This window comes from Streptomyces sp. HUAS 31, from assembly GCF_028198125.1.
GTDB lineage: Bacteria > Actinomycetota > Actinomycetes > Streptomycetales > Streptomycetaceae > Streptomyces > Streptomyces chartreusis.
Genome location: NZ_CP116353.1, coordinates 8,224,353 through 8,242,635 on the forward strand (window position 1 = coordinate 8,224,353; position 18,283 = coordinate 8,242,635).

Consider the following 18,283-nt stretch of genomic DNA (forward strand, 5'->3'; position numbering starts at 1 on the left):
GTCCCGCACCACGCGCCGTTGTCGGTGGCCGAGGCTAGCGTGAGGTGTGCGGAGCCCGACGACGAGCCCGGAGGTATGCGGTGGCCGTGCCCAGGTCTGCCCTGAAGAAGTGGGAAAAAGTGCGCGAGTTCGCGCTCGGCATGCCCGGCGCGGTCGAGGAGTTCCCCTGGGGCGAGACGGTCGCGAAGGTCAACAAGAAGGTGTTCGTCTTCCTCGGTGTCACCGACGGCAGCCATCCGACGGGCGTCACCGTGAAGCTCAAGGACGAGGCGGCCCACGCGCACGCCCTGACCTGCCCGGGCGCCGAGCCCGCCGGATACGGCCTGGGCAAGGCGGGATGGGTCAGCATCCCGCTGGAGCAGAAGGGCGCCCCGGCCGTGGAGCTGCTGTGCGACTGGGTCGAGGAGAGCTACCGCACGATCGCGCCGAAGCGGCTGATAGCGGAGCTCGACGCGCGCTGATTGCGCGAGGTGGGTTCGCGGTCAGGCTTCCGGCGAGTAACTTCCTAAGCGCTTGCTCTTGTATCCGCCGGGACACTTTCTTAGCATCGCTGGTGTTACAGCAGTAGTGTCAAACCCCTGGGGGCAGGATGGCGACGACGCCAGGACAGGGCCCGCTGACCGGCGTGCGTGTGGTCGAGCTGGCCGGGATCGGGCCCGGCCCGTTCGCCGCCATGCTCCTCGCCGACCTCGGCGCGGACGTCGTCCGCGTCGACCGGCCGGGCGGCACCGTGCTGGCCATCGACACCGAGTACGACATCACCAACCGCAACAAGCGCTCGGTGATCATCGACCTGAAGTCCCCCGACGGCCCCGCGCGTGTCCTCGACCTCGCCGCCCGCGCCGACATCCTCATCGAGGGCTACCGCCCCGGCGTCGCCGAACGCCTCGGCGTCGGCCCCGAGGCCTGCCACGCCCGCAACCCCGCGCTGGTCTACGGCCGGATGACCGGCTGGGGCCAGGAAGGACCGCTCGCCGAGCGCGCCGGCCACGACATCGCGTACATCGCGGTCACCGGCACCCTCGGCATGATCGGCAACCCCGACGAACCACCCGCCGTCCCCGCCAACCTGGTCGGCGACTACGCGGGCGGCTCCCTCTATCTCGTCGTCGGCGTCCTCGCCGCCCTGCACCACGCGCGCGCCACCGGCGCCGGCCAGGTCGTCGACGCCGCGATCGTCGACGGCACCTCCCACCTCTCCGCGATGATCCACGGCATGCTCGCGGCCGGCGGCTGGCAGGACCGGCGCGGCGCCAACCTCCTGGACGGCGGCTGCCCGTACTACGGCACCTACGAGACCGCCGACGGCCGGTACATGGCGGTCGGCGCCCTGGAACCGCAGTTCTACGACGAATTCCTCCGCCTGCTCGGCGTCGAGGACCTCGCCTCCGCCCGCAAGGACTTCTCCCGCTGGGGCGAGCTGCGCGACGCGGTCGCCGCCCGCTTCAAGTCCCGCACCAGGGACGAGTGGACGGCCGTCTTCGAGGGCTCCGACGCCTGTGTGGCCCCCGTCCTGTCCCTGCGCGAGGCCCCGCGGCACCCGCACCTCGCCGCCCGCAGCACCTTCACCGACCAAGGCGGCATCACCCAGCCCGCCCCGGCGCCCCGGTTCTCCGCGACCCCGACGGCCGTGCGGACGGGCCCGGCCCAGCCCGGCGCGGACACCGCCGACGTGGCGCGCGACTGGGACGTACCCGACCTTGTGAAGCACCAGGAACCCACGAAGGGCCTCGAATGAAGCGGCAGATCTTCGCCCCCGAGCACGACGCGTTCCGCGCGACCGTGCGCAGCTTCCTGGACCGGGAGGTGCTGCCGCACTACGAGCAGTGGGAGAAGGACGGCATCGTCTCCCGCGACGCCTGGCGCGCGGCAGGCAAGCAGGGCCTGCTCGGCTTCGCCGTGCCCGAGGAGTACGGAGGCGGTGGCACCGACGACTTCCGCTACAGCGCCGTCCTCGCCGAGGAGTTCACCCGCGCGGGCACCCCGGGCCTCGCCCTCGGCCTGCACAACGACATCATCGGCCCCTATCTGACGAGCCTCGCCACCGACGAGCAGAAGCGCCGCTGGCTCCCCGGCTTCTGCGACGGCTCGATCATCACCGCCATCGCCATGACCGAACCCGGCGCCGGCTCCGACCTCCAGGGCATCCGCACCCACGCCGAGGACCGCGGCGACCACTGGGTGCTCAACGGCTCCAAGACGTTCATCTCCAACGGCATCCTCGCCGACCTGGTGATCGTCGTCGCGAAGACGACGCCCGAGGGCGGCGCGCGCGGCCTGTCGCTGCTCGTCGTGGAGCGCGGCATGGCCGGCTTCGAGCGCGGCCGCAACCTCGACAAGATCGGCCAGAAGTCGCAGGACACCGCCGAGCTGTTCTTCAACGACGTCAAGGTGCCCAAGGCCAACCTCCTCGGCGACCTCGACGGCGCCTTCGTGCACCTGATGACGAACCTCGCGCAGGAGCGCCTGAGCATCGCCGTCGCCGCGATCGCCGCCGCCGAGCACCTGCTGGAGATCACCACCGAGTACGTCAAGGAGCGCGAGGCGTTCGGCCGGCCGCTGGCGACCAAGCAGCACATCCGCTTCGAGGTGGCCGAGATGGCCACCGAGTGCGCGGTCACCCGCACCTTCCTCGACCGCTGCATCGAGGACCACGCGAACGGGGAGCTCGACGCCGTCCACGCCTCCATGGCCAAGTGGTGGGCGACCGAACTGCAGAAGCGCGTCGCCGACCGCTGTCTGCAACTGCACGGCGGCTACGGCTACATGAGCGAGTACCCCGTCGCCAAGGCCTTCACCGACGGCCGCATCCAGACCATCTACGGCGGGACGACCGAGATCATGAAGGAGATCATCGGTCGTTCCCTGCTCGGCTAACCCTCGTTGAAAGGCTTTCCAGTGAGCACCGAAGCGTATGTGTACGACGCGATCCGCACCCCGCGCGGCCGCGGCAAGGCGAACGGCTCCTTGCACGGCACCAAGCCCATCGACCTGGTCGTAGGACTCATCCACGAGATCCGCGACCGCTTCCCCGGCCTGGACCCGGCGGAGATCGACGACATCGTGCTCGGCGTAGTCGGCCCGGTCGGCGACCAGGGCTCCGACATCGCCCGTATCGCCGCCATCGCCGCCGGACTGCCCGACACGGTCGCGGGCGTACAGGAGAACCGCTTCTGTGCCTCCGGCCTGGAGGCCGTCAACATGGCCGCCGCAAAGGTCCGTTCGGGCTTCGAGGACCTCGTCCTCGCGGGCGGCGTCGAGTCGATGTCCCGGGTGCCGATGGCCTCGGACGGCGGCGCCTGGTTCAACGACCCGATGACCAACCTGTCCACCAACTTCGTGCCGCAGGGCATCGGCGCCGACCTCATCGCCACCATCGAGGGCTTCTCCCGCCGTGACGTCGACGAGTACGCGGCGCTCTCCCAGGAGCGGGCGGCCACGGCCTGGAAGGAGGGCCGCTTCGACCGGTCCGTCGTCCCGGTCAGGGACCGCGGCGGCCTGGTCGTCCTCGACCACGACGAGCACATGCGCCCCGGCACCACCGCCGACTCCCTCGCCAAGCTGAAGGCGTCCTTCGCGGACATCGGCGACCTGGGCGGCTTCGACGCCGTCGCGCTGCAGAAGTACCACTGGGTCGAGAAGATCGACCACGTCCACCACGCGGGCAACTCCTCCGGCATCGTCGACGGCGCCTCGCTCGTCGCCATCGGCAACAAGGAGGTCGGCGAGCGAAGCGGCCTCACGCCCCGCGCGCGGATCGTCTCCGCCGCCGTCTCCGGCTCCGAGCCCACCATCATGCTCACCGGCCCCGCGCCCGCCACCCGCAAGGCCCTCAAGAAGGCCGGCCTGACCATCGACGACATCGACCTCGTCGAGATCAACGAGGCGTTCGCGGCGGTCGTCCTGCGCTTCGTCAAGGACATGGGACTGTCCCTGGACAAGGTCAACGTCAACGGCGGCGCCATCGCCCTCGGCCACCCGCTCGGCGCGACCGGCGCCATGATCCTCGGCTCGCTCGTCGACGAACTGGAGCGCCAGGACAAGCGGTACGGCCTCGCCACGCTCTGCGTCGGCGGCGGCATGGGCATCGCCACCATCGTCGAGCGCATCTGACCCCCTCCCGACGGATCACACGGAGCACCTCCACATGAGCACTGAATCCACCACCATCCGCTGGGAACAGGACCGCGACGGCGTCGTCACCCTCGTCCTGGACGACCCGAACCAGTCCGCGAACACCATGAACCAGGCGTTCCGCGACTCGCTCGCCGTGGTCACGGACCGGCTGGAGGCGGAGAAGGACACCATCCGCGGTGTCATCATCACCTCCGCCAAGAAGACCTTCTTCGCCGGCGGCGACCTGCGCGACCTCATCCGGGTCACCCCGGAGACCGCGCAGGACCTCTTCGAGGGCGGCATGGCGATCAAGCGCCAGCTGCGCCGCATCGAGACCCTGGGCAAGCCGGTCGTCGCCGCGCTGAACGGCGCGGCCCTGGGCGGCGGCTACGAGATCGCCCTCGCCTGCCACCACCGCGTCGCCCTCGACGCGCCCGGCTCCAAGATCGGCTGCCCCGAGGTCACCCTCGGCCTGCTGCCGGGCGGCGGCGGCGTGGTGCGCACCGTCCGACTCCTCGGCATCGCTGACGCCCTGCTGAAGGTCCTCCTCCAGGGCACCCAGTACAACCCGCAGCGCGCGCTGCAGAACGGCCTCATCGACGACGTGGCCACCACGCGGGACGAACTGCTCGCCAAGGCACGCGCGTTCATCGAGGCCCACCCCGAGTCGCAGCAGCCCTGGGACAAGCCGGGCTACCGCATCCCCGGCGGCACGCCCGCCAACCCCAAGTTCGCCGCGAACCTGCCCGCCTTCCCGGCCAACCTGCGCAAGCAGACAGCCGGCGCCCCTTACCCGGCCCCGCGCAACATCCTCGCGGCCGCCGTCGAGGGCTCCCAGGTCGACTTCGAGACCGCGCAGGTCATCGAGGCGCGCTACTTCGTGGAGCTGGCGGCGGGCCAGACCTCGAAGAACATGATCCAGGCGTTCTTCTTCGACCTCCAGGCCGTCAACTCCGGCGCCAACCGCCCCAAGGGCATCGAGCCCCGCAAGGTCCGCAAGGTCGCCGTCCTCGGCGCCGGGATGATGGGCGCCGGCATCGCCTACTCCTGCGCCCGCGCGGGCATCGACGTCGTCCTGAAGGACGTGTCGGCGGAGGCCGCCGCCAAGGGCAAGGCGTACTCGGAGAAGCTGTGCGCCAAGGCGGTCTCCCGGGGCCGTACGACGCAGGAGAAGGCCGACGCGCTGCTCGCCCGCATCACGCCGACCGGCGACCCGCAGGACGTGGCCGGCTGCGACGCGGTCATCGAGGCCGTCTTCGAGAACCCGGAGCTCAAGCACAAGGTCTTCCAGGAGATCCAGGGGATCGTCGAGCCGGACGCGCTGCTGTGCTCCAACACCTCGACGCTGCCGATCACCGTCCTCGCCGAAGGCGTGGAGCGCCAGACCGACTTCATCGGACTGCACTTCTTCTCGCCCGTCGACAAGATGCCGCTCGTCGAGATCATCAAGGGCGAGCGGACCGGCGACGAGGCGCTGGCCCGCGCGTTCGACCTGGTCCGGCAGATCAACAAGACGCCGATCGTCGTCAACGACTCCCGCGGCTTCTTCACCTCCCGCGTCATCGGCCACTTCATCAACGAGGGCGTGGCGATGGTCGGCGAGGGCATCGAGCCCGCGTCGGTCGAGCAGGCGGCGGCCCAGGCGGGCTACCCCGCCAAGGTCCTGTCCCTGATGGACGAACTGACGCTCACGCTGCCCCGCAAGATCCGCAACGAGTCCAAGCGGGCCGTGGAGGAGTCGGGCGGCACCTGGACCGCGCACCCCGCCGAGGCCGTGATCGACCGCATGGTCGACGAGTTCGAGCGCCCCGGACGCAGCGGCGGAGCCGGTTTCTACGACTACGACGAGAACGGCAAGCGGGCCGCGCTGTGGCCGGGCGTTCGCGAGCACTTCACCCGTGAGGGCGCGCAGATCCCGTTCCGCGACATGCAGGAACGCATGCTCTTCTCCGAGGCACTGGACACGGTCCGGCTGCTGGAGGAGGGGGTCCTCACCTCCGTCGCCGACGCCAACATCGGCTCCATCTTCGGCATCGGCTTCCCCGGCTGGACGGGCGGTGTCCTGCAGTACATCAACGGCTACGAGGGCGGAGTCGCCGGCTTCGTGGCACGCGCGCGTGAACTGGCGCAGACGTACGGGGAGCGGTTCACGCCGCCCGCGCTGCTGGTGGAGAAGGCGGAGAACGGGGAGACCTTCGGCGACTGACGCCGTAGCGTCACATACCGTTCAGCGATACGCCGACCTTGCTCCCCGGGGAACGGGGCACCCAAGCCGGCGGACGAACAGTCCTCCCGCACAGGTCCCCTTCCCCGAAGAGCCCTCCATGGGACCCCGCCCCGCCCTCGCCCCGCTGGACATCCTGCGCGGCGAGGGCGTGGACCGCGTCTTCGGCAATCCCGGCACGACCGAACTGCCCTTCCTGGCAGCGCTGTCGGAGACGGACGACGCCCCGAGTACGTCCTCGGCGTGCACGAGGGCGCCGTCGTGTCGATGGCCGACGGATACGCGCGCGGCACCGGCCGCCCCGCGTTCGTCAGCCCGCACATCGCGGCGGGCCTCGCCAACGGCCTCATCGGCCTGCTCAACGCCCGCCGCTCGCGCACCCCGCTGGTGGTGACGGCCGGCCGGCAGGACTGCCGGCACCTCCAGCAGGCCCCGATGCTCGCCGGCGACCTGACGGGCCTCGCGGCACCCGCGGTGCCGAGGACCGCAGTCCACCGCACCGCACCCTGCCCCGCCTCACCCCGCGCACCTTCGTCCTGCCTGGCCGGCTCGCCCGATCTCCGTCAACGGCGGCACCCGCAGGCTGGACGTGGACCGCCGCGGCGCCCGGGTGTGTGCCGCGGCACGGGCGCCGACGCGGGCGCTGTCTGCCTGAGCAGGCGTTTCAAGAATCGTCCAAGGTCCGCGCAAAGCGGCGTCCCTAGCTTCATGGACGTATCCGGAAACACGACCGGGAAGCAGGGGACCTATGCGTACGAAGCAGATCATGCGTTCACTCGGAGTGGCCGCCGCCGGGGCCGCACTGGCCGTCGGGGTCTCGGCGGGCACCGCCAACGCGGCGTCGAGCTGGAACCTCCAGTACACCCAGGGCGACCTGGTGGGCGCGCACGCCTGGGGCACCGTCAGCCTGTCCGGCGGGCGGTACTACGTCAAGGTGAACATCCGCGACACCAAGGCCGACTCGCACGGCGCCCGGGTGTACCTGCGGGCGACCTACCAGGACGGGTGGGGCGGCGACCGGACCGAGGTCCTCTCCGCCTCGGGATCGGGCGCCGAGAACAGCTACACCTGGAACTTCGACGACACCGTGTCCTGGTTCGAGGCCAAGGAGTGCCTCACGGAACAGGGCGCCGACTGGACCTGCGCCGACTACAGCAAGATCTACGGCAGCCCGTGACGCCGGGCCGCCGATGACGACACGCGCGGGCCCGCTCCTTGCCTGGCGGAGCGGGCCCGTCCGCCCAGCCGCCGCTCGGCCGCTGCACCACGACCGCCGGCGACCGCCGCTCACCTCGCCGGTGACATCCTCGGCTCGGTCGCCAGCCACTTCGCGAGGACGGCCTTCTGCTGGTTGCCGCCGGACAGCCGGGCCACGACGTCGTACGGGCCGCCGCGCAGCCGCGGCCGCTCCGTCAACCCGGCCGTACGACGCACGTGTCAGGCGGATCCGCGTTCCGCTGAGCCGCCGCCCAGCCACTGCCGCAGCTCCTCGCGCAGGGACCGCTGAAAGGTCGTCAGCAGGGCCTGCACGATGACGGGTTGCATATAGGCGGACAGCGACTTCACGTCCCGCGCGTCGCGTTCCGACACCTCGTCGCGGAAGAGCTGCGACAGCTCGTGCGCCGCCGCCCGCGAGTGCTCGATGAGGACCGTGCGCGACGCGAGGATCGCGTCCTGGGAGAGCGGTACGTCCAGCAGCCCGACGCCGAGCCGCAGCAGTCCGAGGTCCACGCGGTACTCGCCGTCCCCCTCACCCGCCTCGACCACGCCCATCGCGGCCAGCCGCTCCAGGTCGTCGTCGCCGATGGCGCGACCCGCCCGCCGCTCCAGCTCCTCCCGCGTCACCGTCTCCACGGTCTCCGGCGCCCAGGAGGCCACCACGGCCCGGTGCAGGGCGAGGTCGTGGGCGTCCAGATCCGGCGGCAGCTGCTGGAGATACCGCTCGATCGCTGCGAGCGTCATGCCCTGCTGCTGCAGTTCCTCGATGAGCGCCAGCCGGGCCAGGTGCTCGCGCCCGTAGTGCCCCACCCGGCGCGGGCCGATCACCGGCGGCGGCAGCAGACCCCTGGTGCCGTAGAACCGCACCGTGCGAACCGTCATCCCGGCGCGCGCGGCCAGTTCGTCGATCGTGAGGGTGGGCTGGGTCGGTTCCTCGGTGCCGGTCTTCATATGCAGCAGTATCGCTGTCTCACCACTGCTGTGACACCTGCCGGGACCGCTGGGACGGACGTGTGAGAAGTAACGCTCTGTGACGTATGCCACCGCATGGGGCGCGTTCCGTGGGGGAAGGTGGCCCATTGGTCTGTGCCTTTTACGGAAGGCGCAGGCCATACGTTCGTCCGGACACCCGAGCGCGACCCGCTCGGGCGCACCAGAGATTGGTACCACCCGTGAGCAAGGACGCCGTGAACACGGCAGTGGCCGCATCCCGCACCGACGCGGCCCAGGTGCCCGCGGACGCGGGCGACGCCGGTTACAGCAAGGACCTCAAGGCCCGCCACGTCAACATGATCGCCATCGGCGGGGCCATCGGCACCGGCCTCTTCCTCGGCGCCGGCGGTCGCCTCCACAACGCGGGCCCGGCCCTCGCGATCGCCTACCTCGTCTGCGGCGTCTTCGCCTTCTTCGTCGTGCGCGCCCTGGGCGAACTCGTCCTCTACCGCCCCTCGTCCGGCTCGTTCGTGTCGTACGCGCGTGAGTTCCTCGGCGAGAAGGGCGCCTACGTCGCCGGCTGGATGTACTTCCTGAACTGGTCGACGACCGGCATCGCCGACATCACCGCGATCGCGCTCTACACGCACTACTGGAGCCTGTTCACCGACATCCCGCAGTGGGTGCTGGCCCTGATCGCGCTGGCGGTCGTGCTGGCCGTGAACCTGATCTCGGTGAAGATCTTCGGCGAGATGGAGTTCTGGTTCGCGATCATCAAGGTCGCCACGCTCGTCGGCTTCATGTTCGTCGGCATCTTCCTGCTCGCCACCCAGCACGAGGTGGGCGGCACGACGCCCGGCGTGAGCGTGATCGCCGACAACGGCGGTGTCTTCCCGCACGGCATGATGCCCGTCGTCCTGGTCATGCAGGGCGTCATCTTCGCGTACGCCGCACTGGAACTCGTCGGTGTCGCCGCGGGTGAGACCGCGGAGCCGGAGAAGGTCGTCCCGCGCGCGGTGAACTCGATCATGTGGCGCGTCGGCCTCTTCTACGTCGGCTCGGTCGTCCTGCTCGCCCTCCTCCTCCCCGGCTCGGTCTACTCGGCCGACGAGAGCCCCTTCGTCACCGTCCTGTCGAAGATCGGTGTCCCGGCGGCCGGTGACGTGATGAACCTGGTGGTCCTCACGGCCGCCATGTCCTCCCTCAACTCCGGCCTCTACTCCACCGGCCGCATCCTGCGCTCCATGGCGATGGCGGGTTCGGCCCCGAAGTTCACGGCCCGCATGAACCGCAGCCAGGTGCCCTACGGCGGCATCCTGCTCACCTGCGCGGTGTGCGTGCTCGGCGTCGGCCTGAACTACCTGATGCCCAGCCAGGCCTTCGAGATCGTGCTGAACGTGGCGTCCCTCGGCATCATCTCCACCTGGGTGATCATCATGGTCTGCCACCTGATCTTCGTCCGCCGCGCGAAGGCCGGCCTGCTGGAGCGCCCCTCCTTCCGCCTCCCCGGCAGCCCCGTCACCGAGATCGCCACGGTCGTCTTCCTGCTCGCCTGCCTCGGCATGATGTGGAACGACCCCGAGGTCGGCCGCAAGACCCTCCTCCTCATCCCGGTGATCGCCGCGATGCTGGTCACCGGCTGGTACGCGGTACGCCGCCGCGTGAACCGCACGGAGGACCAGGAACTGGCCGAGCTCACGAAGTAGTTCCCGGGCCGTTGTCGGCGAAGGGCATCGAGGCAGGCGCCTTTCAGTGCCCTTCGCCGGACAGTCGCGGATGCGCCCCCCGAGGGGCGCGGGGAACTGCGCGACCGGCCACATGGGACCATCACGTGACCACCAACCGGGTGGACTGCGGCGGGATGCCCCGCCTTTTCAGCGGAGCGTTCCGTCGCCGTGACGGTCTACGACCATGGGGAGGGCCGGAGTTGAGTCGCGACATCGACGTGCTCGTGCTGGGTGGGGCGGGCGTCGACACCATCGTGTACGTGCCGGAACTGCCGCTGCCGTACGCCGACAGCTACATGATCGACTCGGGTATCCGCACCCGTGCCGGGCAGACCGGCGATTTCGTCGCCCTGGGCCTGACCGCGCTCGGCCTGCGCGTCCACCACCTCGACATGCTCGGCGACGACCCCGAGGGCGACCTGGTCCGTGCCCTGCACGCCGAGAAGGGCATCGCCCTCACCGCGATTCCGCAGCCCGCGGGGACGAAGCGGGCCGTCAACCTCGTGAGCCCCGACGGCAGAAGGCTGTCGCTGTACGACACCAGCCGCGGCCACGCCGACGACCGCCTCCCGGAGGCCACGGTGACCGCCCTGGCCGGCGCGAGCCGTCACGTCCACGTCACCATCACCCAGCCCTGCGCCCACGCCCTGCCCGTCCTGCGCGAGTCGGGCGCGACGCTCTCCACCGACCTGCACGACTGGGACGGCGAGAACCCTTACCACGAGCCCTTCGCGCAGGCCGCGGACGTCGTCTTCCTGTCCGCCACCGCCCTGACCGACCCCGAGCGCACCATGCGCCGCATCGCCGACCGGGGCCGGGCCGAGGTGGTCGTTGCCACGGCGGGCGCGAAGGGCGCGTACGTACTTGCCGACGACGAACTGACCCGTCTGCCCGCCGCGACACCGCCCGCGCCGGTGGTGGACTCCAACGGCGCGGGCGACGCCTTCGCCGCCGCGTTCCTCTACGCCTGGCTCAGCCGGGAGACCCCGGCCCGCAGCGCCCTGTACGGCACCATCGCAGGCGCCCACGCCTGCACGGTCCCGTCGACGGATGCGAAGGCGATAGACCTGACGGAACTACTCCGGCTCACTGCAACGCCTTAAGGGGCGCGGGGCTGTATCGATATGCGGCTCCGCCGCGCGGGCGCGATCAACCACAACACACCCGCAGCCGCCCGACAACATGACGTGGCCCCAGCGGCGACCTAATGCTCGTGCACCTCATTGGTCGCGGCGATCTTCTTCCACGACTTCGGCTGCACCGGCGTCGCCGCCGACTTGGCGATCGACGCACTGCGCGCCGCAGGCGCCCCCGGCTTCGACGGCTGGAACAGCCACGTGTCGAACAGTGCGGCCAGCGGCTTGCCGGACACCTCCTCCGCGTACCGCACAAAGTCGGCCACCGAGGCGTTGCCATACGCGTACTTCGCAGGCCACCCCTTCAGAATCGCGAAGAACGCGTCGTCCCCGATCTCGTTGCGCAACGCCTGAAGCGCCAGCGCCCCCCGGTCGTACACGGCGATGTGGAACTGGTTCTCCGGCCCCGGATCCCCGGGCTCGACCGACCAGAACGCGTCGTCGGCCGCCCGCGACGCGTACACGTAGTCGGCGATCTCCTGCGCCGTCCCCTCACCCTCGTGCTCGGACCACAGCCACTGCGCGTACCGCGCGAAGCCCTCGTTGATCCAGATGTCCTTCCACTTCTTCACGGACACCAGGTCGCCCCACCACTGGTGGGCCAGCTCATGCACGACGACGGACGTGTTCGACCCGTTCGCGAAGTTCGAGGGGCTGTAGAACGGCCGGGTCTGCGTCTCCAGCGCGTACCCGGTGTTCGTGTTCGGCACATACCCGCCGAGCGCGTTGTACGGATACGGCCCGAAGTACTCGCTCAGCCAGTCGGCGATCTCACCGGTCCGCTCGATGCTCGCCCGCGCCGCCCCCGCCCGGTCGCCGAGATCCTTGCTGTAGGCGTTGATGACCGGAATTCCACTCTCGGACGTCCCCGTGGTGACGTCGAAGCGGCCCGCCGCGAACGTGGCCAGATATGTGGCCTGCGGCTTGTTGGAACGCCAGTTGTAACGCGTCCAGCCCGCCCGCGAACTCGTCGACTGGAGCGTTCCGTTGGAGATGAACTGCGTACCGTTCGGCACCTGCACCGACACGTCGTAGGTCGCCTTGTCGAGCGGGTGGTCGTTGCTCGGGAACCACCACCACGCCCCCTCGGGCTCACCCGCGGCGACACCGCCGTCCGAGGTGCGCAGCCACGCGTTGAAGCCGTACGCCTCCTTCGTCGACGGCACCCCGCGGTAGCGCACGACGACGGTGATGGACGTGCCCTTGGCCAGCGCCTTGTTCGGCGTGATCTCCAACTCGTGCTCGCCCGAGGTCGCGAACGACGCCTTCGCGCCGTTCACCCGCACCTCGCTGACGTCCAGCAGGAAGTCCAGGTTGAACCGGGAAAGGTCCTGCGTGGTCTTCGCCAGCAGGGTGGCCGTGCCCTCCAGCTCGTCCGTGGCCGGCTGGTACTTCAGCCGCAGGTCGTAGTGGGAGACGTCGTAGCCGCCGTTGCCGTAGGCCGGGTAGTAGGGGTCGCCGATGCCCGGGGCTCCGGGGGAGAGGCTCGCCGCCGACGCCGGGATCGCCAGCATCAGCGAGGCAGCAGCCAGCGCGCCCGGCGCCATGATTCTGCGGTGCACGAAAGCTCCAAGTCGTAGGGGGTGGAGTCTGTCCGGAGCCTATTGAGTACCTGTGCCTCCTGCGTGTCCATGACCACCCGTGTCACACGATCGCCATTCGGCCGACATGAGCGGATCCGCCACAAGGGTGTTTATCGGCCACCCGAGACCTCATACGGCGTCAGTCGCCCTCTTCTGCACAGGAGTTGACCGATGTACCGTCCGCGCATGCCGAAACGCACGCGCTTCACGATCTGGAGACCGCTCGCGACGGCGGCCGCAGCCGCCCTGATGGCCATGTTCCTCGTGCCCACGACGGCACAAGCCGGCCCCGGGGCGAGTGGCCCGCGGGAGAGCACACCCGTCTACTCCTACGACAACGCCGTCCGCGAGGCCGTCTGGGTGGACACCGGACTCGACCTCGACCGCGACGGCAGCCACGACCGCGTCGCCGTCGACGTCGTCCGGCCCCGCGAAGCGGCCGCCGAGGGCCGCAAGGTGCCCGTCATCATGGACGCCAGCCCGTACTACTCCTGCTGCGGACGCGGCAACGAGAGCCAGAAGAAGACGTACGACGCGAGCGGCAACATGGTCCAGGCGCCGCTGTACTACGACAACTACTTCGTGCCCCGCGGCTACGCGTTCGTCGGCGTCGACCTCGCCGGCACCAACCGCTCCGACGGCTGCGTGGACGTCGGAGGCCGCTCCGACATCCTCTCCGCGAAGGCCGTCGTCGACTGGCTGAACGGCCGCGCGAAGGCGTACACGACCCGCACCGGCACCACCACCGCCAAGGCGACCTGGACCAACGGCAGAACCGGCATGATCGGCAAGAGCTGGGACGGCACCATCGCCAACGGCGTCGCCGCGACCGGCGTCAAGGGACTGAGGACCGTCGTCCCGATCAGCGCCATCTCCTCCTGGTACGACTACTACTTCCAGCAGGGCGCCCCGCTCTACGACTCCGGCCCCGACTGGCTCTCCGACTACGTGGACAGCCCCGACGCCCGCGCCAAGTGCGGCGCCGTCCAGCAGATGCTCGTCGACGGCGCCCCGCGCACCGGTGACTGGACGCCCCTGTGGACCGAGCGCGACTACGTCAAGGACGCACGCAAGGTGAAGGCCAGCGTCTTCGCGATCCACGGCATGCAGGACCTCAACGTCCGGATGAAGCATCTCGGCCAGTGGTGGGACGCCCTCGCGAAGAACGGCGTCGAGCGCAAGATCTGGCTCTCCCAGACCGGCCATGTCGACCCCTTCGACTTCCGCCGCGCCGACTGGGTCAAGACCCTGCACCGCTGGTTCGACCACGAACTCCTCGGCTACGACAACGGCATCGACCGCGAGCCGATGGCGGACATCGAGCGCCACCCCGACCAGTGGGTCACCTCCGCGGTCTGGCCGCCGCGCGGCACCGACACCGCCACCCTGCGGCCCGCCAAGGGCAGCCAGGCCGGCGTCGGCACCCTCGGCCTGCGCCCGGGCAAGGGCGCCGAGACCTTCACCGACGACCCGCAGCGCAGCGAGACCGACTGGGCCACGCAGATCGACGTGTCCACCCCGGACAAGGCCGGTTTCACGACCGGTCCGCTCACCCGCGACCTGCGTCTGTCCGGCTCCTCCGAGGTCACCGTCACCGCCACCCCGTCCACCTCGACGGCCCACCTCTCCGCCGTCCTTGTCGACCTCGGCCCCGACACCATCCGCGACTACGCGGCGAGCGGCGAGGGCATCACGACGCTCACCGACCGCACCTGCTGGGGCGCGAGCACCACGGGCGACAGCGCCTGCTTCAAGGAGACGAAGGCCAGGACCGCCGACGTCGACCACACGGTCGTAAGCCGCGGCTGGGCCGACCTCGGCAACCACGCCTCGGACAAGGGCGTACCGCTCACCCCGGGCAAGGCGTACACGATCACCCTCCACCTGGCCGCCACCGACCACGTCGTCCCGGCGGGCCACCGCCTGGCCCTGATCGTCGCGGGCACGGACAAGGACCTGATCGACCCTCCGTCGACCAGGCCGACCCTCACCCTCGACCTCTCCCGCACCAAGGCGCGCGTCCCGCTGGTCGGCGGCGCAGGCGCCTTCGCGCGCGCCATCGCCGGTGCCCCGTCGGCCGCACCCGCGGCCGAGCCCCTCGACGGCGTGACGAGCGCGCCGCGACCCGCCCACCGCATCCCGGAGGGAGCCCGTTGAACCGCGTCCGAGCCCTCACCCTGACCGCGGCGGCCCTCGCCGCGTCCCTGGTGGCCGTGCCCGCCCGAGCCGCCGACTCCCCGCCCCGCACCGGCTTCGAGCAGACGAACGGGGCCCGCTGGACCAGCCAGCCCGAGGAGCAGGACTTCCTGGCCGCCGTCGACAGGGCGAGCAAGAGGGTCTCCGTCGACCGGATCGGGACGACCAAGCAGGGCCGCCCGCTCCAACTGGTCCGCATCGGGGAACGCCCCGCGGCGAACAAGGTGCTCCTCGTGTGCAGCCAGCACGGCGACGAACCCTCCGGCCGCGAGGCGTGTCTGTCCACGATCCGTGACCTGGCCTACGCCAAGGACCGGCAGACCCGGCGCTTCCTGGAGCGCACCACCCTGCTGGTCGTGCCGACCGCCAACCCGGACGGCCGGGCCGCCGACACGCGCGGCAACAGCGACGGCGTCGACATCAACCGCGACCATCTGGCGCTGGCGACCGCCGAGGGACGCGCCATGGCCGCTCTCGTCCGCGACCGCCGGCCCGACGTCATCTACGACCTGCACGAGTACGGCGCCACACCCCCCTACTACGACAAGGACCTGTTCGACCTGTGGCCCCGCAACCTCAACACGGACGGCGACGTCCACGACGAGGCGCGGGCCCTGTCCGAGTCGTACGTGCGCCCGGCCGCGGCGGACGGCGGCTACTCGACCGGCACCTACGGCATCTGGACCGACCCCGAGACGGGTGATCCGATCCGGCAGGTCGCCGGTGACGGTCAGGAACGCATCCTGCGGAACATGTCCGGCATCAAGCACTCCGTCGGGCTGCTCATCGAGAGCCGCGTCGATCCCCTCACCGAGGCGGAGAAGGCGGACCCGGCGCTGAACAACCGGCGCCGCGTGCACTCCCAACTCGCCGCGCTGGGAGGACTGTTCGACTTCACCGACGACCGGCGCGGCCGGATCGAGGCGGCGACCGGCCTGGCCCGTCTGACCGGCTACGCCGACACCGGGCCCGTGTACGTGGGCGGAGCCGACAACGACCCGCCCGAGACCACCGAGGTGATCCAGGACCCGCCCTGCGGCTACCGGCTCACCGACGACCAGTACGCCAAGGTGAAGGACGAACTGGCCCTGCACGGCGTGCGGACCCACGGCACCTACGTCCCGCTCCGTCAGTCCCTGCGCGCCCTCGTCCCGCTGCTCCTCGACGAGCGCGCCCCGTACCACCTCACGGTCGGTGAGCCCGACACCGACTGCTGAGCTGCTGTGATCGGCGGGATCTGTGGTAGGTCCTGGGAAACGACGTGGAAACCGGCGTATCCACGGGTTCCAGGGGAAGGTGCCGCTGATGACAGACGATCTGATGAAGAGGGGTGGCGGCCCGGAAGGTCATGCCGACGCTTCCGGCCGCCACACCGATCAAGTGGTGTTCGGGGTCACGGCCGCCATCACGCTGGCATTCGTGATCTGGGGCTGGGCAGGCACGGACTCGCTGGAGAGCGTGTCCACGAAGATGCTCAACGGCCTGATCCACAACGGCGGCTGGGCCTTCATGCTGGCCGCCTCCGGTTTCGTGGTCTTCGCGCTGTGGCTCGCCATCAGCCGCTACGGCCGCATCCACCTGGGCGCCGAGGGCGAGGAGCCCGAGTTCCGCACGGTGTCGTGGGTCGCGATGATGTTCAGCGCCGGCATGGGCATCGGCCTGATGTTCTACGGCGTCAGCGAGCCGCTCGCGCACTACACGACCCCGCCGCCCGGCACGGACCCCGCCAACTCCGGGGAACGCATGGAGACGGCGATGGCCACCACCCTCTTCCACTGGACGCTGCATCCCTGGGCGATCTACGCGGTGGTGGGACTGGCGATCGCCTACAGCACCTTCCGCAAACGCCGCCGCCAGACCATCAGCGCGGTGTTCACCCCGCTCATCGGTGAGAAGCACGCCAACGGCACCGGCGGGCGCGTCATCGACATCCTGGCGATCATCGCCACCGTCTTCGGCTCCGCGGCCTCGCTCGGCCTCGGCGCGCTCCAGATCGGCTCCGGCTTCCAGGAACTGGACTGGATGGACGACGTGAGCACCGGCCTGCTCGTCGCGATCATCGCCGTGCTCACCCTGGCGTTCGTCGCCTCGGCCATCTCCGGCATCGAGCGGGGCATCCAGTGGCTGTCCAACATCAACATGGTGCTGGCGCTGGTCCTCGCGGTCTTCGTGTTCATCGCGGGTCCCACGATCATCGTGCTCGACCTGGTGCCGACGTCGATCTTCGCCTACCTCGGTGACCTGCCCCAGCTCGCCGGCCGCACCGAGGCCAGCGGCGGCGAGGGAGTCGCGGACTGGCTGGGCAGCTGGACGGTCTTCTACTGGGCCTGGTGGATCTCCTGGACGCCCTTCGTCGGCATGTTCATCGCCCGCATCAGCCGCGGCCGCACCATCCGGCAGTTCGTCGGCGGCGTCATCCTCGTGCCCAGCACCGTCAGCCTCATCTGGTTCGCGATCTTCGGCGGTACGGCCATGAAGGTGAAGGAAGGCGGCGGACTCGGCGGCGAGGACACGCCCGAGGGCCAACTCTTCGGTCTGCTGCAGGAGTTCCCCATCGCCACGGTCACCAGCCTGCTCGTGATGATCCTGGTCGGCATCTTCTTCGTCTCCGGGGCCGACGCCGCCTCCATCGTGATGGGCACGCTCTCCCAGAAGGGCGCCCTCGAACCCGGCCGGTTCGTCGTGGTGTTCTGGGGTGTGGTGACCGGCGCCGTCGCCGCCATCATGCTGCTCGTCGGCAGCGGCCAGGGCGACGCGCTCACGGGCCTGCAGAACCTCACGATCCTGGCCGCCGCGCCGTTCGTGCTCGTGATGATCGGCATGTGCTTCGCCCTCATGCGCGATCTGCGCCGCGACCCGGTCATCGTGCGCGGCGAGATGGGCTCCGAGGCCGTCGAACTCGCCGTGATCGCCGGTCACAAGGAGTACGACGGCGAGTTCGAGATCAAGATCGGTCCGGGCGCGGGCACCGAGGCGGAGGGTGACCCGCTGGGGCACGACCACGTCTGAGTGACGCGCACGCGCGGGGCGGAGGCGAGTAGGAACGCCTCCGCCCCGCGCGCCTTCACGCCCCCTCTTTACGGCGACAACCTCGGCCACCTGTTTGTTTCGCATGCCGGGACGTAGCGGAATATGTCATGCCGCGCTCAT

The 18,283-nt window shown here is 70.2% G+C and carries 14 protein-coding genes and 1 pseudogene; 12 read left to right on the forward strand and 3 right to left on the reverse strand.

Features of this window, described 5'->3' with window-relative positions; genetic code table 11:
* Nucleotides 1–80: 80 nt before the first annotated feature.
* The 7 genes and pseudogenes from PGH47_RS36380 (at nucleotide 81) to PGH47_RS36410 (ending at nucleotide 7,517) form a co-directional block, all read left to right on the forward strand.
* Nucleotides 81–461 (forward strand): MmcQ/YjbR family DNA-binding protein, encoded by a 381-nt coding sequence (locus PGH47_RS36380; RefSeq protein ID WP_271666962.1) that lies wholly within the window; start codon nucleotides 81–83, stop codon nucleotides 459–461.
* A 128-nt stretch (nucleotides 462–589) separates the two neighbouring features.
* Entirely contained in the window at nucleotides 590–1,738 is a 1,149-nt protein-coding gene (locus tag PGH47_RS36385; RefSeq protein WP_271666963.1) for a CaiB/BaiF CoA transferase family protein, read from the forward strand.
* Nucleotides 1,735–2,877 (forward strand): acyl-CoA dehydrogenase family protein, encoded by a 1,143-nt coding sequence (locus PGH47_RS36390; protein WP_271666964.1) that lies wholly within the window; start codon nucleotides 1,735–1,737, stop codon nucleotides 2,875–2,877. Before PGH47_RS36385 ends, PGH47_RS36390 begins: the two co-directional genes overlap by 4 nt.
* A gap of 21 nt (nucleotides 2,878–2,898) precedes the next feature.
* Complete coding sequence (locus PGH47_RS36395) at nucleotides 2,899–4,113, forward strand: acetyl-CoA C-acetyltransferase (protein WP_271666965.1); 1,215 nt, start codon at nucleotides 2,899–2,901, stop codon at nucleotides 4,111–4,113.
* Nucleotides 4,114–4,147: 34 nt separating this feature from the next.
* Nucleotides 4,148–6,322, forward strand: a complete 2,175-nt coding sequence (locus tag PGH47_RS36400) for a 3-hydroxyacyl-CoA dehydrogenase NAD-binding domain-containing protein (protein WP_271666966.1) — start codon at nucleotides 4,148–4,150, stop codon at nucleotides 6,320–6,322.
* A gap of 118 nt (nucleotides 6,323–6,440) precedes the next feature.
* Nucleotides 6,441–6,826 (forward strand): annotated as a pseudogene (locus PGH47_RS36405) (thiamine pyrophosphate-binding protein); the annotation flags it as partial.
* Nucleotides 6,827–7,106: 280 nt separating this feature from the next.
* Nucleotides 7,107–7,517, forward strand: a complete 411-nt coding sequence (locus PGH47_RS36410) for a hypothetical protein (protein ID WP_150498905.1) — start codon at nucleotides 7,107–7,109, stop codon at nucleotides 7,515–7,517.
* Between the two features lie 110 nt (nucleotides 7,518–7,627).
* Here PGH47_RS36410 and PGH47_RS36415 read toward each other — a convergent pair whose 3' ends face one another.
* Complete coding sequence (locus PGH47_RS36415; protein WP_271668301.1) at nucleotides 7,628–7,774, reverse strand: hypothetical protein; 147 nt, start codon at nucleotides 7,772–7,774, stop codon at nucleotides 7,628–7,630.
* A 3-nt stretch (nucleotides 7,775–7,777) separates the two neighbouring features.
* Entirely contained in the window at nucleotides 7,778–8,509 is a 732-nt protein-coding gene (locus PGH47_RS36420) for a MerR family transcriptional regulator (RefSeq protein ID WP_271666967.1), read from the reverse strand.
* Between the two features lie 221 nt (nucleotides 8,510–8,730).
* Here PGH47_RS36420 and PGH47_RS36425 point away from each other — a divergent pair, with 221 nt between their 5' ends.
* Together PGH47_RS36425 and PGH47_RS36430 are read left to right on the forward strand one after the other, a co-directional pair.
* Nucleotides 8,731–10,197 carry an amino acid permease gene (locus PGH47_RS36425; protein WP_271666968.1) on the forward strand — a complete coding sequence of 489 codons (1,467 nt, stop codon included), beginning with the start codon at nucleotides 8,731–8,733 and terminating at the stop codon, nucleotides 10,195–10,197.
* 221 nt (nucleotides 10,198–10,418) lie between these two features.
* On the forward strand, nucleotides 10,419–11,321 hold the full coding sequence (locus PGH47_RS36430; RefSeq protein ID WP_271666969.1) for a PfkB family carbohydrate kinase: 903 nt from the start codon (nucleotides 10,419–10,421) through the stop codon (nucleotides 11,319–11,321).
* Nucleotides 11,322–11,422: 101 nt separating this feature from the next.
* Here the strand turns inward: PGH47_RS36430 and PGH47_RS36435 are convergent, their stop codons facing one another.
* Nucleotides 11,423–12,916 carry a M1 family metallopeptidase gene (locus PGH47_RS36435; RefSeq protein ID WP_271666970.1) on the reverse strand — a complete coding sequence of 498 codons (1,494 nt, stop codon included), beginning with the start codon at nucleotides 12,914–12,916 and terminating at the stop codon, nucleotides 11,423–11,425.
* 207 nt (nucleotides 12,917–13,123) lie between these two features.
* On the opposite strand from PGH47_RS36435, the gene PGH47_RS36440 reads away from it, so the two are divergent.
* From PGH47_RS36440 to PGH47_RS36450, 3 genes are all read left to right on the forward strand, one after another.
* Nucleotides 13,124–15,094 carry a Xaa-Pro dipeptidyl-peptidase gene (locus tag PGH47_RS36440; RefSeq protein ID WP_271666971.1) on the forward strand — a complete coding sequence of 657 codons (1,971 nt, stop codon included), beginning with the start codon at nucleotides 13,124–13,126 and terminating at the stop codon, nucleotides 15,092–15,094.
* Nucleotides 15,091–16,350, forward strand: a complete 1,260-nt coding sequence (locus PGH47_RS36445; protein WP_271666972.1) for a M14 family metallopeptidase — start codon at nucleotides 15,091–15,093, stop codon at nucleotides 16,348–16,350. Before PGH47_RS36440 ends, PGH47_RS36445 begins: the two co-directional genes overlap by 4 nt.
* A gap of 88 nt (nucleotides 16,351–16,438) precedes the next feature.
* A complete protein-coding gene (locus PGH47_RS36450; RefSeq protein ID WP_435887746.1) occupies nucleotides 16,439–18,142 on the forward strand; it encodes a BCCT family transporter in 1,704 nt (567 codons plus the stop codon).
* Nucleotides 18,143–18,283: the final 141 nt, after the last annotated feature.